Below are 14,474 nucleotides of genomic sequence, written 5' to 3'. Positions count from 1 at the left end.
CGATGCATCCGCCGCGCCATCGTCAATCCTGGTGAGCGAGTCCACCTACAAACTGGCGGAGGGCTATTTCGAGTTCAAGGCTCTGGGGGCCACCCAGGTCAAAGGCATTCCCGAGCCGCTCGTCGTGTACGAGGTGCAGGGTCTCGGCGCGCTGCGCACGCGCCTGCAACTGGCGGCACATCGCGGGCTGGCCAGGTTCGTCGGCCGCCAGGTCGAACTGGACCACCTGCATCAGGCGCTCGATCAGGCCAAAGCGGGCCACGGGCAGGTTGTCGCAGTGGCAGGCGAGGCCGGGGTCGGTAAGTCGCGGCTGTTCCATGAGTTCAAGGAACGCTCGCGCAGCGGCTGTCTGGTGCTGGAGACGTTCTCGGTGTCCCACGGCAAGGCCTTTGCTTATTTTCCGCTCATCGAGCTGCTGAAAAGCTATTTTCAGATCACTGCCCTGGACGACGAGCGGCGGTGCCGGGAAAAGGTCATGGGCAAGACCCTGACACTCGAGCGCAGCTTTGAGGATCTCGTGCCCTATCTGCTCTATCTGCTGGGTATTGGCGAACGCAGTTCGGCGCTCGCGGAAATGGATCCGCAGATCCGGCGCGATCGCATCTTTGACGCGATTACGCAACTTCTGGCACGCGAGAGTCGCGATCAGCCGATCGAGCTGCTGTTCGAGGACCTGCAATGGCTGGACCGCGAGACCGAAGCATTCCTCACGTGCCTCATCGACCGCGTGGCGAGTGCTCCGATCCTGCTCCTGGTGAACTTCCGGCCCGAATATCAGCTTGCGTGGACGCGCGCGGGTCATTGCAGCCAGCTGCGGCTCGAACCGCTGGGCCCGGCCGAAGCCCAGGGACTGCTCGCGGCCCTGCTGGGGGACGATCCCACCCTCGTCCCCCTCAAACAGCTCATCCTGGAGAAGACGGAGGGCAACCCTTTCTTCATGGAGGAAGTGGTGCAAACGCTGGTCGAGGAGAAATCGCTGCTCGGCGAACCCGGCCGTTACCGAATCGAGCAAACTCCGGCTGCGCTGCATATTCCCACCACCGTGCAGGGTGTGCTCGCCGCCCGTATCGACCGGCTCCCCGTTGCGCAGAAGGAATTGCTGCAGACGCTCGCCGTCATCGGCAAGGAGTTTGTGTTCAGTCTGATCCAGCGCATCTATGAGGGACGGGGCGCTCGGATGGACGACGATTTGCGCGATCTGCTGGCCCGACTGGAGGCCGCGGAGTTCATTTACCAGCGGCCGGCATTTCCGGAGGTGGAGTATTCATTCAAGCATGCGCTGACCCAGGAAGTCGCGGGCCACTCGCTACTCACGGAGCGGCGTAGCGCACTGCACGAACGCACGGCGCAAGCCATCGAGGCACTTTTCCCCACCCGCATCGAGGATTACTGCAGCGAATTGGCGCACCACTACAGGCTGAGCGGCAATGTCCCGAAGGCCGTGGAGTTCCTCCAGCGTACCGGGCAACAGGCCCTCCAGCATTCCGCCCATCTCGATGCGATGCGTCATCTCGGCGCGGCGCTGGAATTGCTTGAGCATTTGCCCGACACGCCCGCGCGTGCTCATCAGGAACTGACGTTGCTGCTCTGCCTGGGACCGGCCTTGATGGCCGTGCGAGGCTATGCTGCGCCCGAGGTAGCGGCCACCTACACCCGTGCACTGGCGCTATGCGCGCAAGTAGGCGACGACTCGGCGCTTTTCCCTGCGCTACTGGGGCTACGGACTTACTATTCATTGCGTGCGCAATACTCGACTGCATGCGAACTGGGTGAGCGACTGCTCAGTGTTGCGCAAACTGCGCAGGATTCGGACTTGCTCCTGGAAGCCCATGGCACACTCGGGGCGACCTTGTTTTTCCAGGGTGATCTGCGCAATGCCCTTGAACACCACGAGCGGGCACGTGTCCTCTACAACCCGGACCGTCAGCGCACACATGCCATTACGTACGGCATGGATCCGGGCTACGCCCTGACATTTTCCGCCTGGAGCCTTTGGTACTTGGGTTTCCCCGATCAGGCAAGCATGCGCAGCCGGGAGGCCCTTGCTCTGACCAAGAAGATTTCCCACCCGATCAGCCTGGCCTTCACCCTGTCTGCTACGGCGATACTGGGACAGTTTCGGCACGACGTACGACTCGCTGAGGAGTGTGCTGATGCCGCCATCAAGCTTTCACTCGAACAAGGGTTTCCGTTTTATTTGGCGTGGGGGACTATTCTCCAGGGTTGGGCTCGTGCCGAGCAGGGGAACATTGACGAGGGAATCGCTCAGATAACCCAGGGTATCGCCACTTACCAGGCCGCCGGAGCAGAGCTTGGATGCTCTTATTTTCTGGCCCTGCTGGCCGCAGCTCACGGGCACGCCGGGCAACCGCAGGCAGGATTGGCTGTTGTGACCGACGCTCTGGCTATGGTGGACAGAACAGGCGAGCACTTTTACGAAGCAGAACTGTACCGGCTCAAGGGAACGCTTAGCCTCCAATGTCCGGGCGAAGACAGCCAGGATTCTTCCGTGCAGCAGCAAGCGCAAGCATGCTTTGAAAAGGCGATCTCGGTCGCTCGACAACAAGGGGCAAAGTCGCTCGAACTGCGAGCCACAGTGAGCCTTGCTCAGCTATGGGAGGCAGGAGACAAAGAGGCGGCCAGGCAGATGTTGGCTGACATCTATAGTTTCTTCACCGAAGGCTTCGACAGCGTTGATTTGCTACAAGCCAAGGCGCTGCTCGATACATGGGCGCCAAACGAGGGGGTGAACGGTCGATGACGCATGAGCGTAAGTCGGTCGCTCTGGCCTTGCAGGGCGGCGGGATGCACGGTGCGTTCACCTGGGGCGTGCTCGATCGGTTGCTCGAGGACGGCAGGCTTGCCATTGAAGGGGTGAGCGCAACCAGTGCCGGCGCGATGAATGCCGTCGTGCTGGCCTACGGCATGCTGCAGGGTGACGAGGCCGGCGCACGCCAGGCGCTGCACGATTTCTGGTACGCCGTGGCACAGTCCGCCGAGCGTCATAACCCGTTGCGCTGGATGCCATGGCTGAAAGGGACCCACAGCTTTGGGCTGGACCATTCGCCCATGTATGCGTTCGCGGACATGGCGCTTCGTCTCTTCTCGCCTTATCAGTTCAATCGCGACAACTTGAATCCGCTGCGGGGGGTGCTGGAGAGCCAAGTCGATTTCGCCGCCTTGCGAAAGCAATGCCCGCTCCACCTCTATCTGTGCGCGACCAATGTCGAGACGGGGAAGATCCGCATCTTCTCGGGCGAGGACGTCTGCGTCGAAGCGGTGCTTGCTTCGGCCTGTGTGCCGACATTGTTCCAGGCGATTGCGATCGACGGCCAGCACTACTGGGATGGCGGCTATATGGGCAACCCGGCCATTTTCCCGTTGATCTACCACTGCAACACGCGCGATGTGGTGATCGTCCACATCAACCCACTTGTCCGCCCGGGCGTGCCCATTACCGCTGCCGACATCCTCAATCGCATCAATGAAATCAGCTTCAACTCGTCGCTGATGCGTGAGATGCGCACCATCGCCTTTGTCACCGACCTTATCCAGCAAGGCAAGCTCGATCGCGACGAGATGAAGGAGATGCTGATTCACTCCATTCGATCCGACGAGGCGATGTGCGCGCTCAGCGTGTCCAGCAAGTACAACGCGGGTTGGGACTTCCTTTGCGGACTGCGCGACAGCGGACGACGCGAGGTCGAGGCGTGGCTGACGGAGAACTACCGGAATATTGGCGAACGGTCGAGTATTGACATCCGAAAGGAGTTTCTTTGAACGCTACCATGACACGGGAAAAGGTGGCTGGCGTTTTTGACTGGCGCGTAGTGCTGGCGACGCTTGCCGGACGATGATACACATTTCCGAACGAATCCTGGGTAGCACGTAGGCCCCCGCAGCCGCGAAGGCGGGGGCACTCTAACTGCCCCTATCAAACCATCTAGTGTCCTGAGCGTCCGGCTGGCGTGCAGCGGTCTGAGCGATTAATTAATTTATCTACAGGTAACGATATACTGTGCGTCCAATGTCATGGATTGGTTATGCGCATAACCCGACCGACTTCCCCCTTTGCTTTAACGCCTTCTGATCTCTTCGCCCTGCAAAGTTGGTTGCGCGCTGGAGCAGAGCCTCCCCCAGCGAGCGCCCATCCTGTTTCTACTGGCTGATGGATTGACGCCCAAGGTCGTCAGCTAGCAGTTACAGGTCACGCCGTCGACGGTATTCAAATGGCGAAAATATTATTTTGAGGCGGAATCGAAGGGTTGAGCGATCTGCCGCGTAGCGGCCAACCACTCAAACTTGGGCCCAAAAAAATCAACGAAATCCTGACACTGACCACCCGGCGTGTCCCCCGGGAAGCCACTCACTGGAGCGTTCGTTTGATGGCCAAGTATGCGCGGGTCACCACGTGTCAGTTCGGCAGGTCTGGGCCGCTTCCGACCTCAAACCCCATCGCCTGAAGACTTTCAAAATCAACAACGATCTCCACTAGTTCACGACTGACGGTTTGAACCCGCCCTGAAAATGATGGTCTTCACATTGGATCCAATTAGCGATCCCCCCCACCTGCCTGGGACGAAGCCATCAACAAAGCAAATGTAACTTCTTCAGATGCTGGTAAATGGAATGACCTCATCGAGTAAAAAATCCGATTAAAACAGCCACTGCCAGCAGTTTTCCAGCAGGTAGGCGATGTAGAGATGTTTCGCGGGAGGCCGATCCATAAGGAATGGAGGTCCGTTCGCACATGTCTTCAAACAACTTCAACCCGCAGGCTAAAGTCTTCTATCGGCCTATCGACGCCGCATTGCGCTGGTGCAATCTCATTCGTTACGAAGCGCAGATCGTGCAAGCAGCTTGGTCTTGCCCGGAAAAGCTCAGGATCCTGTTTCCTCAATGGCCGTGCCTACAGGCGAACATCGACAAAATTTATGACGCCGTTCGCAATGGCGAATTACCGTATGGCTGCTTCGGTATTTCGGTGCCCCTGGGCACCCCCGTAGAGCTCAGTCAGTTGACGGTACGACACTCTGATCTGCGCCATTGGATGCAGGTCTACTACCCCGATCAGCGGCCCGACTTCCTGTTCGAGTCGAACGACGACCCTCGAGACAAAATCAGCCTGGGTGTTTACTTTGCACTCCAAGCCGAGCGTGATGCCCTCCTGCGAGAGCGCGATGCTCTGCAACGTCAGCTCCAAGATGTCGAAGCTGACCTTCAGGCACTGGGACTTGAGCAGGAAAGCCTTAAAACGCTGGTAAAAACGCAGGGACAGCTCAGCGATCGTAGTGAACACACCTACCTGCAGATCATCGGTGCCTTGGTCAACACCGTCTTAGACGTGTCGCCCGCAGGTAAACCTCTTTCCGTGTTCAAGAGCCAAGCCGCAATCGTCGATGCTTTGACCGCGCGCCACAATGACATTCCCGGTCTCAGCAAACGAACGCTGGATAAAAAGTTCGCGGCAGCCAATCGCACTCTCAAAAAAACCACTTGAGCCAAATCATTGCACTGCAATGCACTCGATTGCAGTGCAATGACTCCCTCGCTTTTCTGCTATTCACTTCAGGTCACTTCCCACCACGCGCCAGGCGGCGCTAGGAGTGACCATCATGTCCAGCCAATCCTCCCCCATCGTTGAAACACCTCAACTGCAGGTCGAACGTCACATCATGCGGCGTGACGAAGTGGAGCGGAAAACTGGCTTCAAGCGTGCACACATCTACAACCTGATGAAGGAAGGTAAATTCCCTCAAGCCAAACGTATTGGACTGCGCGCGGTCGGCTGGGACTCGCTGGAGATCGATCGGTGGGTCGTTGAACGCTTAGGTCAGCAGGCCTGATGCCATGCGCGTGGTGTCGGTGATTTCCACCAAAGGTGGGGTAGGTAAAACCACTGTAGCCGCCAATCTCGGCGGTCTGCTGGCGGATGCTGGCCTACGCGTCCTGCTGCTCGATCTGGATAGCCAACCCACCCTCTCCAGCTATTACACCTTGAACCACGAGGCCATCGCCGGTGCGTACGAACTTATTGCGCTCAACCAGACCGATCCCGCGCAGATAATTTCCACGACGGAGGTCGTCGGTCTCGACCTGATCCTCTCCAACGACGACCAAGGCCGACTGAGCACTTTGCTGCTGCATGCCCCTGAAGGACGATTACGGCTGCGCAATTTGCTCGACCATTTCCGTTCCAGTTATGACCTGCTGTTGATCGACACCCAAGGCGCACGTAGCGTGCTGCTGGAGATGGCCATCCTGGCCTCCGATCTCGCCCTTTCTCCCATCACGCCGGAAATGCTCGCCGCCCGCGAACTGCGCCGCGGCACCTTGAAGCTGCTCAGCGAACTCGAACCGTTCCGCCACCTGGGCATTCCACCACCCCCCTTGCGATTGCTACTGAACCAGGTGAACGCCATTCGGATGGACACGCGGATGATTATCTGCGGTCTGCGGGAGACCTTCGCTGGGGCTACCAACATCTTGGTTCTAGACACCGTAGTTCCAGACCGAGTGGCATATCTCAATGCCGCCTCCCTTGGCCTACCGGTCCACCGAATCGAGACGCGCCGGTCACGTAAACGACGCTCGCCATCGGCGCTGGAAACCATGCAAGCACTGGCCATCGAACTGTTTCCGGAGTGGCGCGAAGCGATCTCTACAGTGAGCAGGTGCGTGGAGGTTCAATGAGACGAATCACCAAGCCGGCACTTCTCACCAAGTCATTTTTATCAACCTTGCTGCCAACAACGTTTGGCAAGGAGTCTTTTGATGCTGGATCAACTTCCCATCATCGTTCAGCCATCCATTCGATCACGTCATCCACCTTGCGAGGAGTACTGCACCGTGGTCTTTCGTCTGCAGGGTGGACGCTCGGCCATGGGTTGGCTCCTCGCAGAACTGTCCCAACATTTCGAAGGTTCGGGGACTGCCGAAATCGTCAAGTTCGAGGTCGGTGACCATTTGCGCAACCGGCGTTAACTGAGGCTGTTCAAATGAAGAAGCTCAGTCAGGAGGAAATAACCGACAAGCTGCACCAGGACCACTTCCCTCCAGGTCAAAAAGTGGAGCGGCTGTCCGATCCACTCACTGATACGCCTATGTTGGTCACTCTGGAGCAGTTGCGGCCCTACGAACACAACCCGCGTTTTATCCGTAATTCGATTTATGACGATATCAAGGCCTCGATCCGGGAACGCGGGCTGGATCAACCACCGCCGATTACCCGCCGCCCGGGTGAAACCTATTTCATCATCCGCAACGGCGGTAATACGCGCTTGGCGATTCTCGGCGAGCTGTGGCAGGAAACCCGCGACGAGCGCTTCTTCCGCATTCATTGCCTGTTCCGACCTTGGAGCAATGAACTTACCGCCCTTCTCGGCCACCTGGCCGAAAGCGATCTGCACGGCCAACTCACCTTCATCGAACGTGCTCTGGCGGTGGCCAAACTCAAAACCATGCTCGAACCAGCTGGCGCTGTGCTCTCGCAACGGGAGCTGGCTCGACGTCTTGCCGCTGGTGGCTATCCCATTTCGCAGTCACATATCAGCCGGATGCTGGACACCCTCGAACACTTACTGCCCGCCATTCCACAAACCCTGTATGCCGGATTGGGCAAGCCCCAGGTCGAACGCCTGATCGGTCTGCGTAGCCAGGCCGAACGAACCTGGAACCGTTATCCAACCGCCACTGTTGCGTTCGCCGAATTTTGGCTCGAGACCCTGGGCGACTTCGATGCCGATCCCGAATCCTTCGATCTTGAGCAGATCCAGGATGAACTGCTCGAGCGCATGAGCCATTTGCTCGGACAGTCCTACCGAATATTGGCCCTGGAGCTGAGCGACACCCAACGGGTCATCTCGACGCCTGGCGTTGTCGTCACCACGCCTTCGGAGAACAGCCATCTGCCGAGCGTTGATGAAGCCGCGGCCGGACCTCCTGCCTCCGAGTCCCGTCCCCAATCAACTGACACCAGAACCCAGACCGAAACAACGCGAGAGGAGCTGCTCACACCGCCCGAAACGAATGGCACCCCAGCAGTCAACCCTCCATCACGCGTTCAACAGATTCGCGAACAGATCGATCGCGAGATTTCCACCGAGGCAACACCAACCTTCGAAGGCTCCTCAACCGATGATATTTGGACCATTGCACCCGCACTGGATACCCCCGAACAGCTGCGTTTAGCCATTGCCGGACTGGCGCGGGAAATGGCGGCCTATGCCGGACATCCCGAGAGCATCATCGATCAGCAGCATGGATTGGGTTTTGCTCTAGATATGGAGCGGGTAGATCTTGCGACACCTCGCTCGACCGGCGTTCATCTGCTGCTTCTGGCCCTATTGCGCGCTCAAGACGATGTGAACTGGGAGGATCGCCAGCAACTGCCCTCAGCCCTGTTTGGCCAGCTGTTGCTGGGGATCTATCAACTCCCACTGACAGATCGTCCCGCCGTGGATGTAGGACTGGAGCGACTGCCCGACAGTTTGTTAATCAAGCTGTATCGCCTGATCCGTCTGGCCCGTCGCCTGATCGACCTAACGCTTACCCCTGAAGATGATTCACCGAAGGAGCTGCCATGAACCTGTCCTTCCATATGCTCAACCAGGCCATGCTGACCCAGGTGCTGCATGAGCTGCGCCTGGGTAATCTGCAACGCTGCAAAGCCCTCGGACTGGGTGAAGACGACATCTACCTGTTGCAATCCTTACCGCCCACCACGCTGTCGCGCCTGGCCCATGCCACCGTTCCCTGGGTTGAGGTCAAGATTGACTCGCCGGTTCTGCATCGGTTGATCGAGCAATCCGAACGCGACGAACAGAACGAGCGACTGATCAACCGGGCGCTAAAGCTCGGTGCCAGCAGCACCATCATGTATCAGTGCTTCGGCTTGGCGCATTCGGAAACCGCTCTGCGCCGACGTCTGCTCAAGATAGAAACCCGAAAGGGCCGCCCTCAACATCTGAGCGAAGCGCAGGAACATGCGCTCTGGCAGCGATGGTGCCAACTACGCACGCAGGACGGTACCGAGGATCAACTCGATGCCATGATGATGCTGGCGGAGGAGCAACAGATCAGCTTGACCATCGTCTGGCAGCAGATTGACCAGTACAGCTCCGAAACATGAACACTGCCCCTTCCAGCCGCTGGCAGCGAGTCCTGCAGCAATGCACCCAGCAGCTGAGTGAACGCTGGCCCGCACGCCCTACCACCGAACAACCTTCCAACCAGGCTCTGCAGGCTGGCTTTCTGTTCAGTGGCCAATCACACGAAGTCGTGCCACGTCGGCTGCTGTTGGATAGTCGGCTGACGCCGTTGGAGCGTAATGCCTGGCAAGTGTTTAGACTCATGCTGCAAGGCCAGGGCGTGGTCACGCCGCGCTATGAGGATTTACAGCCTTACCTATCAAGCGTGCCCTATGGCACGTCTGCCTCCCGTGAAACCATCGCTCGCGTCTTGACCATGCTCAGGCTCACGCGCTGGCTCAGCTTGGTGAGTCGCGGACGCGACCAGCTCAGCGGACGTCTGCAAGGTTCTCTGTACGTCCTGCATGATAAACCGTTAACCCCCGCTGAAGCCATGGAGCTGGATCAGGATTACCTCGAGCTGGTGGGACATTGCCTCAGCCATGCCACCAAGGCGGTGCGGATTGTCGCCCAGCACATGCTGGAAGAAATTCGCCAAGACACGGATATTGATTTAGGTCGATTACCGACACGACTGGAGAGCTGGGGGGAACACTGGATGCAGCAAGGACTGGATTTCGCACCCGAGGACGCCTTACACGACTCCGAACTGGGTGACGATCACCGCGTTCTGAATCGTGTGGGACCTCGTTCGGATTCCGAACCGGGCTTGAACGCCAATATTTCCGGCACCGTTCGGAATCCGAACGCCGCCTGTACTGTATTAAAAGAAAGTATTTGTACTGTACCGCGCGCGACTCCAGCGGTGGATAACCTGCACTGGCCCGAGCCGCTGCACCTGAGTCCAAGCGAGCGTCAGGCCGTCGCCGTGGCGCTGAACAAACTCAAACCGGCGGATCGTCAGGCGGTGCTCAACGAAGCGGGTGCACGCTGTACCGCAGGAGGTATCCGTAAGCCAGCGGCCTATCTGATGGGCCTGATCCAGCGCGCACTGAACGGTGATTTTCATCCTTGGGCAGGTCAGACAAAGCCCTCCTCCATTGCAGAACCGTCCCCAACAGACCCGTCACGCCCGTCCCGACAACAGGGCGAACCCGCCTCCGCCCTCGCCCAAGCGTGCCTGAATGAGCTGCGCCAACTGCGCGGCAAACGCCCCGGACGTCAGTAGATTTGATGCCAGTGGCATCAAATCTACTGAGTTCTATTATGTGATCGCAAAGCGACGAACCTGCGCAGTGCGACCGGTACGGCCACCGGCCTCACTCGTGAACGTCACCAAAATGAACCCTCTCACACCAAACCGAACAGACTGCATTCAGCTTTTTGGCTGCCCTTGCCCCTCACCTGTCGCAAGGTTCCCGTCCAAGCCGATGCGAGGACAACACCGTGGCCGATCACTACCAACTCAACCTGGGCTCATTGCGTAGCAGCATCACCCTGACCCTGCACACCCATCACGCTGCCCGTATCTGGCAAGGCCGGACCGCACGCGAAGGCGTCCACTCGATCATGGGCATGGCCGGCTACATCAGTGTCACCAACCTGATCAAACAAACCGCGGCCCAGGACGATCCCTATGCCGATTGGGCCATCGTGCAACTCGAAGAAAAACTGCTGCAGGCTAAAGCTGGAATGCTGGAGCTGACCCAACAACTGGATCGGATCAGGCAGGACCTGCCGACACAGATCGACATGGGCGACAACCTCAACATCCACCCCGTCACCTTGCCGTTGTACATCGGCAGCCAGCTGGGTTTTCTGGCGGTCTACTTGCTGACCGACTACGACACCCTGGTGCGCCGGACCCTATTGGCCCATCACACCGCCTTGATCGGTCGCAGGGACATGGAAGCCTGGATCGACGACGGTGCCCATCTGCTGCGCAGCCTGTTCGGCCAAGCGCAACGCTATCGGCATGCCGGCGTCACGCGTGATGACATGGCGGCGAACAATGCCCGTGCCCTGGCGGCCATTGAGAAATGGGGCTTGCCTCCCATGGACATCCTTGAGGGGCATCGCCGCTCCCAGTTCGCGCCACCGATCATTCGTCGTGGCGCTGTGGCAGTGGATGACGCTGACGCGTCGGCAGAGGAAGCAGGAGAACCACCTGCAACGGTGGACGTGCCGGAGGACCAAGCATGAATCCCCTGACTTCGGCTCAACCAATGTCCTCCGAAGCGTTGACACCGGATGCCTATCGACAGCTCGAACACGCCGCCTCCCTAAAAGGCCTTTTAAAGCCCTTTAAGGGTAAGGGGGAGTTGGAGCACCTGGCGCAGGTGGCGAGGGAAATCGAGGCGCAGTTATGTCATCTGATGGAGGCTGTTGTGCAGCAAGCCAGACAGCCCCTTTACTCACACTTGGATATTCGATTGGTGCTGCAGAACACCAGCGCTGGCAGCACCTTTTTGCGTTGGCGCAGCCGTGACTTCGCCCGTATGGGGGTTGCGGTCTGGGAACGCCAAGTCGGCAACCAAGCCCTGCCGCAACTCGTACGCGAGGAATTGCACCGTTTCGAAGGCGAGCGCATTGCACTGAACCTGCAGATGAGCGTGGTGCATTCGCTCTACCGCCAGGCCACGACCTGCGCGATCAAAATGGCCAGTGCCGAACAGCTGCTGCGCCAGTTCACAACCGCAGTGGAGGTATCAGGATGAGCACTTTTTTCGTCGGCGAAGGCAACATCGGCAGCGCGCCAGAGTTCCAGGAATTTCCATCAGGCAATGACGAACCACGGCGTTTGCTACGGCTGAACGTGTATTTCGACAACCCCGTGCCACGCGAAGGCAGTTATGAAGATCGAGGCGGCTATTGGGCGCCGGTTGAGCTCTGGCACCGCGAGGCTGAACACTGGAGCACGCTGTATCAGAAAGGCATGCGCGTGCTGGTCGAAGGCCGCACCGTGCGCGATGAGTGGGAGGACAGCGAAGACAATGCGCGGGTCACCTTCAAGATCGAGGCCCGTCGAGTCGGCATCCTGCCTCATCGCGTGCACAACGTGGTCATGCGGGAACGACCCAGTGAACCGGCGTCATCTGCTATAGCCGCCGGGCAACATACAGAGCAGGCCAGCTCACCTGCATCGAAACCCAAAAAGCGCAGAGGGCAACCACCGTCGGACTGACTGACTGACTTTAGGCATAAAAATTGCGCCTTTGCGCGAAGTTGGCTGGGCTGTTATTCCTCGCTGCTCGTGACGACCCACCCTGTTGCTCACGCTACTGTCGGCTAGCGGCCTCGGACCATTCAAGCCTGCCCTCACCGACTAATATGAGGAACCTGCCATTCAGGTTTCTCGTATCTCGCCACTGCTGTTTCCGACCACGCTGCGCCGAACTCAATCCGGAGCAGTCCTATGCGCCTCTTCCTCTGCGAGAAACCTTCCCAGGGTCGGGACATCGCCAGGGTACTCGGGGCCACCCGGCGCAGCGGTGGCTGCCTGATCGGACCCGAGACCACCGTCACCTGGTGTATCGGCCACCTGCTGGAGACCGCAGCGCCTGAAGCCTATGGCGCTCAGTACATGAACTGGTCGTTGGATCAGCTACCGATCATTCCCGCGCAATGGCAGGTCGAGGTCAAACCCAAGACCGCGGCACAATTCAACATCATCAAGCGCCTGCTCAGCGAAGCCACCACCGTCGTTATCGCCACCGACGCCGACCGCGAAGGTGAAATGATTGCCCGCGAGTTACTGGAGCGCTGCCGGTATCGAGGCCCCATTCAGCGCCTTTGGTTGTCCGCACTCAACGAGGCGTCGATTCGCAAGGCACTGTCGTCGCTGAAGTCTGGGCAGGAGACCTTTCCGCTCTACCACTCCGCCCTCGCCCGTAGCCGCGCCGACTGGCTGATCGGCATGAACCTCAGTCGCTTGTTCACCCTCCTCGGTCGGCGTGCAGGCTACGACGGCGTGTTGTCAGTGGGGCGCGTCCAGACACCCACCTTACGTCTGGTGGTCGATCGGGATCGCGCAATTGCCAGCTTCGTCTCGGTGCCCTACTGGGACGTGGAGGTGCACCTGTCCTCCATGGGGCACCCCTTCATCGCGTCGTGGCAACCACCCAGCTCGGGACGTGATGAGGCCGGTCGCTGTCTGCAGCAGGCGCTTGCCCGTCAGGCGGTCCAAGCGATCTCTGATGGTAAGGCTGCCACAGTACTCTCGCTGCAGACGGAGCTTTTTCGAGAACCGCCGCCCCTGCCCTTCGACCTGAGCACACTGCAGGAAATCTGCTCGCGCAAGTTGGGGCTCGGCGTTCAGGAAGTCCTGAACATCGCCCAGGCTCTGTATGAAACCCACAAAGCCACCACCTACCCGCGCAGTGATTGCCGCTATTTGCCAGCGAGTATGTTCGACGAGGTACCCGCGGTATTCGATGCCCTGCTCAAAACGGATCCCGCATTGCGCCCAGCACTCGGAAGCCTCGATCGATCATTGCGCTCGCGAGCATGGAACGATGCCAAGGTCACCGCGCACCACGCCATTATCCCCACCACCGAGCCGGCGAACCTGGCGCGGATGTCTGAGCAAGAGCGCAATGTCTATGAACTGATCCGTAGCCACTACCTTGCGCAATTTCTGCCACATCATGAGGTTGATCGAACCCAGGTCGAACTAGAGTGTGGCAAAGAACGATTGACCGCGGTTGGCAAACAGATCCTGGTCCAGGGCTGGAAAGGCCTGCTCTACGACAACACCGAGGAGGATGAGTCCAGTCAAAAATCCCAGGTATTGCCCGCCTTACAACAGGGCACGCCGTGCGCAGTGGACGATGTCGAGCTCAAGTCCATGCGCACCGCCGCTCCCAAACCGTTGACCGAGGGCGATCTGATCAAGGCGATGAAAAACGTGGCCAAGCTGGTCAACGACCCACGCCTGAAACAGAAGCTTCGGGACACCACCGGCATCGGTACCGAAGCCACGCGCGCCGGCATCATCAAGGGCCTGATTGATCGCGGCTATTTGCTGAAGAAAAAACGCGCCTTGATGGCCTCCGCAGCGGCCCATACCCTGATTGAGGCGGTACCCGCGGCCATCGCCGATCCGGGCATGACCGCGATCTGGGAACAGGCCCTGGAGGAAATCGAAGCGGGACGCCTGACCCTGGATGCATTCGTCGCCAAGCAGGCGAACTGGATTGTGCAGTTGGTCGCACACTGCGGAGCGCTCAGCTTGGCAGTACCGGTCGACGCCGGCCCGGCCTGCCCCATTTGCAATGCCTCAATGCTCAGACGAAAGGGTATATCAGGGCCGTTCTGGTCATGCTCCCACTACCCCGACTGCAAGGGTACTGTGACGATCAGCAAAGGTACGCGTCGCCCCTGACG

The 14,474-nt window shown here is 59.1% G+C and carries 13 protein-coding genes and 1 pseudogene; all 14 read left to right on the top strand.

Translation table 11 applies throughout. The annotated features are described in order from the left end of the window. Positions 1-31: 31 nt before the first annotated feature. The 14 genes and pseudogenes from HYI44_RS17000 to HYI44_RS16935 all read left to right on the top strand — a co-directional run bounded on the left by HYI44_RS17000 (position 32) and on the right by HYI44_RS16935 (position 14,472). Complete coding sequence (locus HYI44_RS17000; protein WP_225569998.1) at positions 32-2,761, top strand: AAA family ATPase; 2,730 nt, start codon at positions 32-34, stop codon at positions 2,759-2,761. After that, entirely contained in the window at positions 2,758-3,780 is a 1,023-nt protein-coding gene (locus HYI44_RS16995) for a patatin-like phospholipase family protein (protein WP_225569997.1), read from the top strand. Before HYI44_RS17000 ends, HYI44_RS16995 begins: the two co-directional genes overlap by 4 nt. Positions 3,781-4,049: 269 nt before the next feature. Beyond that, a pseudogene (locus HYI44_RS16990) lies at positions 4,050-4,492 on the top strand (helix-turn-helix domain-containing protein); the annotation flags it as partial. Positions 4,493-4,750: 258 nt separating this feature from the next. Beyond that, positions 4,751-5,500, top strand: a complete 750-nt coding sequence (locus HYI44_RS16985) for a hypothetical protein (protein WP_225569996.1) — start codon at positions 4,751-4,753, stop codon at positions 5,498-5,500. Between the two features lie 115 nt (positions 5,501-5,615). After that, positions 5,616-5,846 (top strand): AlpA family transcriptional regulator, encoded by a 231-nt coding sequence (locus tag HYI44_RS16980; RefSeq protein ID WP_225569995.1) that lies wholly within the window; start codon positions 5,616-5,618, stop codon positions 5,844-5,846. Between the two features lie 4 nt (positions 5,847-5,850). After that, the gene (locus tag HYI44_RS16975) at positions 5,851-6,693 is read left to right on the top strand and encodes a ParA family protein (RefSeq protein WP_225569994.1); all 843 of its coding nucleotides are present in this window, start codon (positions 5,851-5,853) and stop codon (positions 6,691-6,693) included. A gap of 81 nt (positions 6,694-6,774) precedes the next feature. Further along, positions 6,775-6,984 carry a hypothetical protein gene (locus tag HYI44_RS16970; protein WP_225569993.1) on the top strand — a complete coding sequence of 70 codons (210 nt, stop codon included), beginning with the start codon at positions 6,775-6,777 and terminating at the stop codon, positions 6,982-6,984. Positions 6,985-6,998: 14 nt separating this feature from the next. Continuing rightward, positions 6,999-8,585 (top strand): ParB family protein, encoded by a 1,587-nt coding sequence (locus HYI44_RS16965; RefSeq protein WP_225569992.1) that lies wholly within the window; start codon positions 6,999-7,001, stop codon positions 8,583-8,585. Further along, positions 8,582-9,130 carry a DUF2857 domain-containing protein gene (locus tag HYI44_RS16960; RefSeq protein ID WP_225569991.1) on the top strand — a complete coding sequence of 183 codons (549 nt, stop codon included), beginning with the start codon at positions 8,582-8,584 and terminating at the stop codon, positions 9,128-9,130. Before HYI44_RS16965 ends, HYI44_RS16960 begins: the two co-directional genes overlap by 4 nt. Further along, a complete protein-coding gene (locus tag HYI44_RS16955; RefSeq protein WP_225569990.1) occupies positions 9,127-10,317 on the top strand; it encodes an STY4528 family pathogenicity island replication protein in 1,191 nt (396 codons plus the stop codon). Before HYI44_RS16960 ends, HYI44_RS16955 begins: the two co-directional genes overlap by 4 nt. Before the next feature lie 218 nt (positions 10,318-10,535). Further along, positions 10,536-11,291 carry a PFL_4669 family integrating conjugative element protein gene (locus tag HYI44_RS16950; RefSeq protein WP_225569989.1) on the top strand — a complete coding sequence of 252 codons (756 nt, stop codon included), beginning with the start codon at positions 10,536-10,538 and terminating at the stop codon, positions 11,289-11,291. Continuing rightward, on the top strand, positions 11,288-11,806 hold the full coding sequence (locus HYI44_RS16945; RefSeq protein WP_225569988.1) for a DUF3158 family protein: 519 nt from the start codon (positions 11,288-11,290) through the stop codon (positions 11,804-11,806). The genes HYI44_RS16950 and HYI44_RS16945 overlap by 4 nt, the downstream gene beginning before the upstream one ends. Next, positions 11,803-12,273 (top strand): single-stranded DNA-binding protein, encoded by a 471-nt coding sequence (locus tag HYI44_RS16940; RefSeq protein WP_225569987.1) that lies wholly within the window; start codon positions 11,803-11,805, stop codon positions 12,271-12,273. The genes HYI44_RS16945 and HYI44_RS16940 overlap by 4 nt, the downstream gene beginning before the upstream one ends. Positions 12,274-12,504: 231 nt before the next feature. Further along, positions 12,505-14,472 (top strand): DNA topoisomerase III, encoded by a 1,968-nt coding sequence (locus tag HYI44_RS16935; protein WP_225569986.1) that lies wholly within the window; start codon positions 12,505-12,507, stop codon positions 14,470-14,472. Positions 14,473-14,474 lie beyond the last annotated feature (2 nt).

Origin of the sequence: Pseudomonas sp. Y24-6 (genome assembly GCF_020295325.1) — a bacterium.
GTDB lineage: Bacteria > Pseudomonadota > Gammaproteobacteria > Pseudomonadales > Pseudomonadaceae > Aquipseudomonas > Aquipseudomonas gregormendelii.
The sequence above is the reverse complement of the archived record's forward strand: the minus strand, read 5'-3'. Positions and strand labels throughout refer to the sequence as shown.

What these genes read in the sequence shown, in the direction of transcription:
- HYI44_RS16940 (WP_225569987.1), top strand. Translation starts at nt 11,803, where the DNA reads ATGAGCACTTTTTTCGTCGGCGAAGGCAACATCGGCAGCGCGCCAGAG.
- HYI44_RS16945 (WP_225569988.1), top strand. Translation starts at nt 11,288, where the DNA reads ATGAATCCCCTGACTTCGGCTCAACCAATGTCCTCCGAAGCGTTGACA.
- HYI44_RS16935 (WP_225569986.1), top strand. Translation starts at nt 12,505, where the DNA reads ATGCGCCTCTTCCTCTGCGAGAAACCTTCCCAGGGTCGGGACATCGCC.
- HYI44_RS16980 (WP_225569995.1), top strand. Translation starts at nt 5,616, where the DNA reads ATGTCCAGCCAATCCTCCCCCATCGTTGAAACACCTCAACTGCAGGTC.
- HYI44_RS16985 (WP_225569996.1), top strand. Translation starts at nt 4,751, where the DNA reads ATGTCTTCAAACAACTTCAACCCGCAGGCTAAAGTCTTCTATCGGCCT.
- HYI44_RS16975 (WP_225569994.1), top strand. Translation starts at nt 5,851, where the DNA reads ATGCGCGTGGTGTCGGTGATTTCCACCAAAGGTGGGGTAGGTAAAACC.
- HYI44_RS16995 (WP_225569997.1), top strand. Translation starts at nt 2,758, where the DNA reads ATGACGCATGAGCGTAAGTCGGTCGCTCTGGCCTTGCAGGGCGGCGGG.
- HYI44_RS16970 (WP_225569993.1), top strand. Translation starts at nt 6,775, where the DNA reads ATGCTGGATCAACTTCCCATCATCGTTCAGCCATCCATTCGATCACGT.
- HYI44_RS16965 (WP_225569992.1), top strand. Translation starts at nt 6,999, where the DNA reads ATGAAGAAGCTCAGTCAGGAGGAAATAACCGACAAGCTGCACCAGGAC.
- HYI44_RS16960 (WP_225569991.1), top strand. Translation starts at nt 8,582, where the DNA reads ATGAACCTGTCCTTCCATATGCTCAACCAGGCCATGCTGACCCAGGTG.
- HYI44_RS16955 (WP_225569990.1), top strand. Translation starts at nt 9,127, where the DNA reads ATGAACACTGCCCCTTCCAGCCGCTGGCAGCGAGTCCTGCAGCAATGC.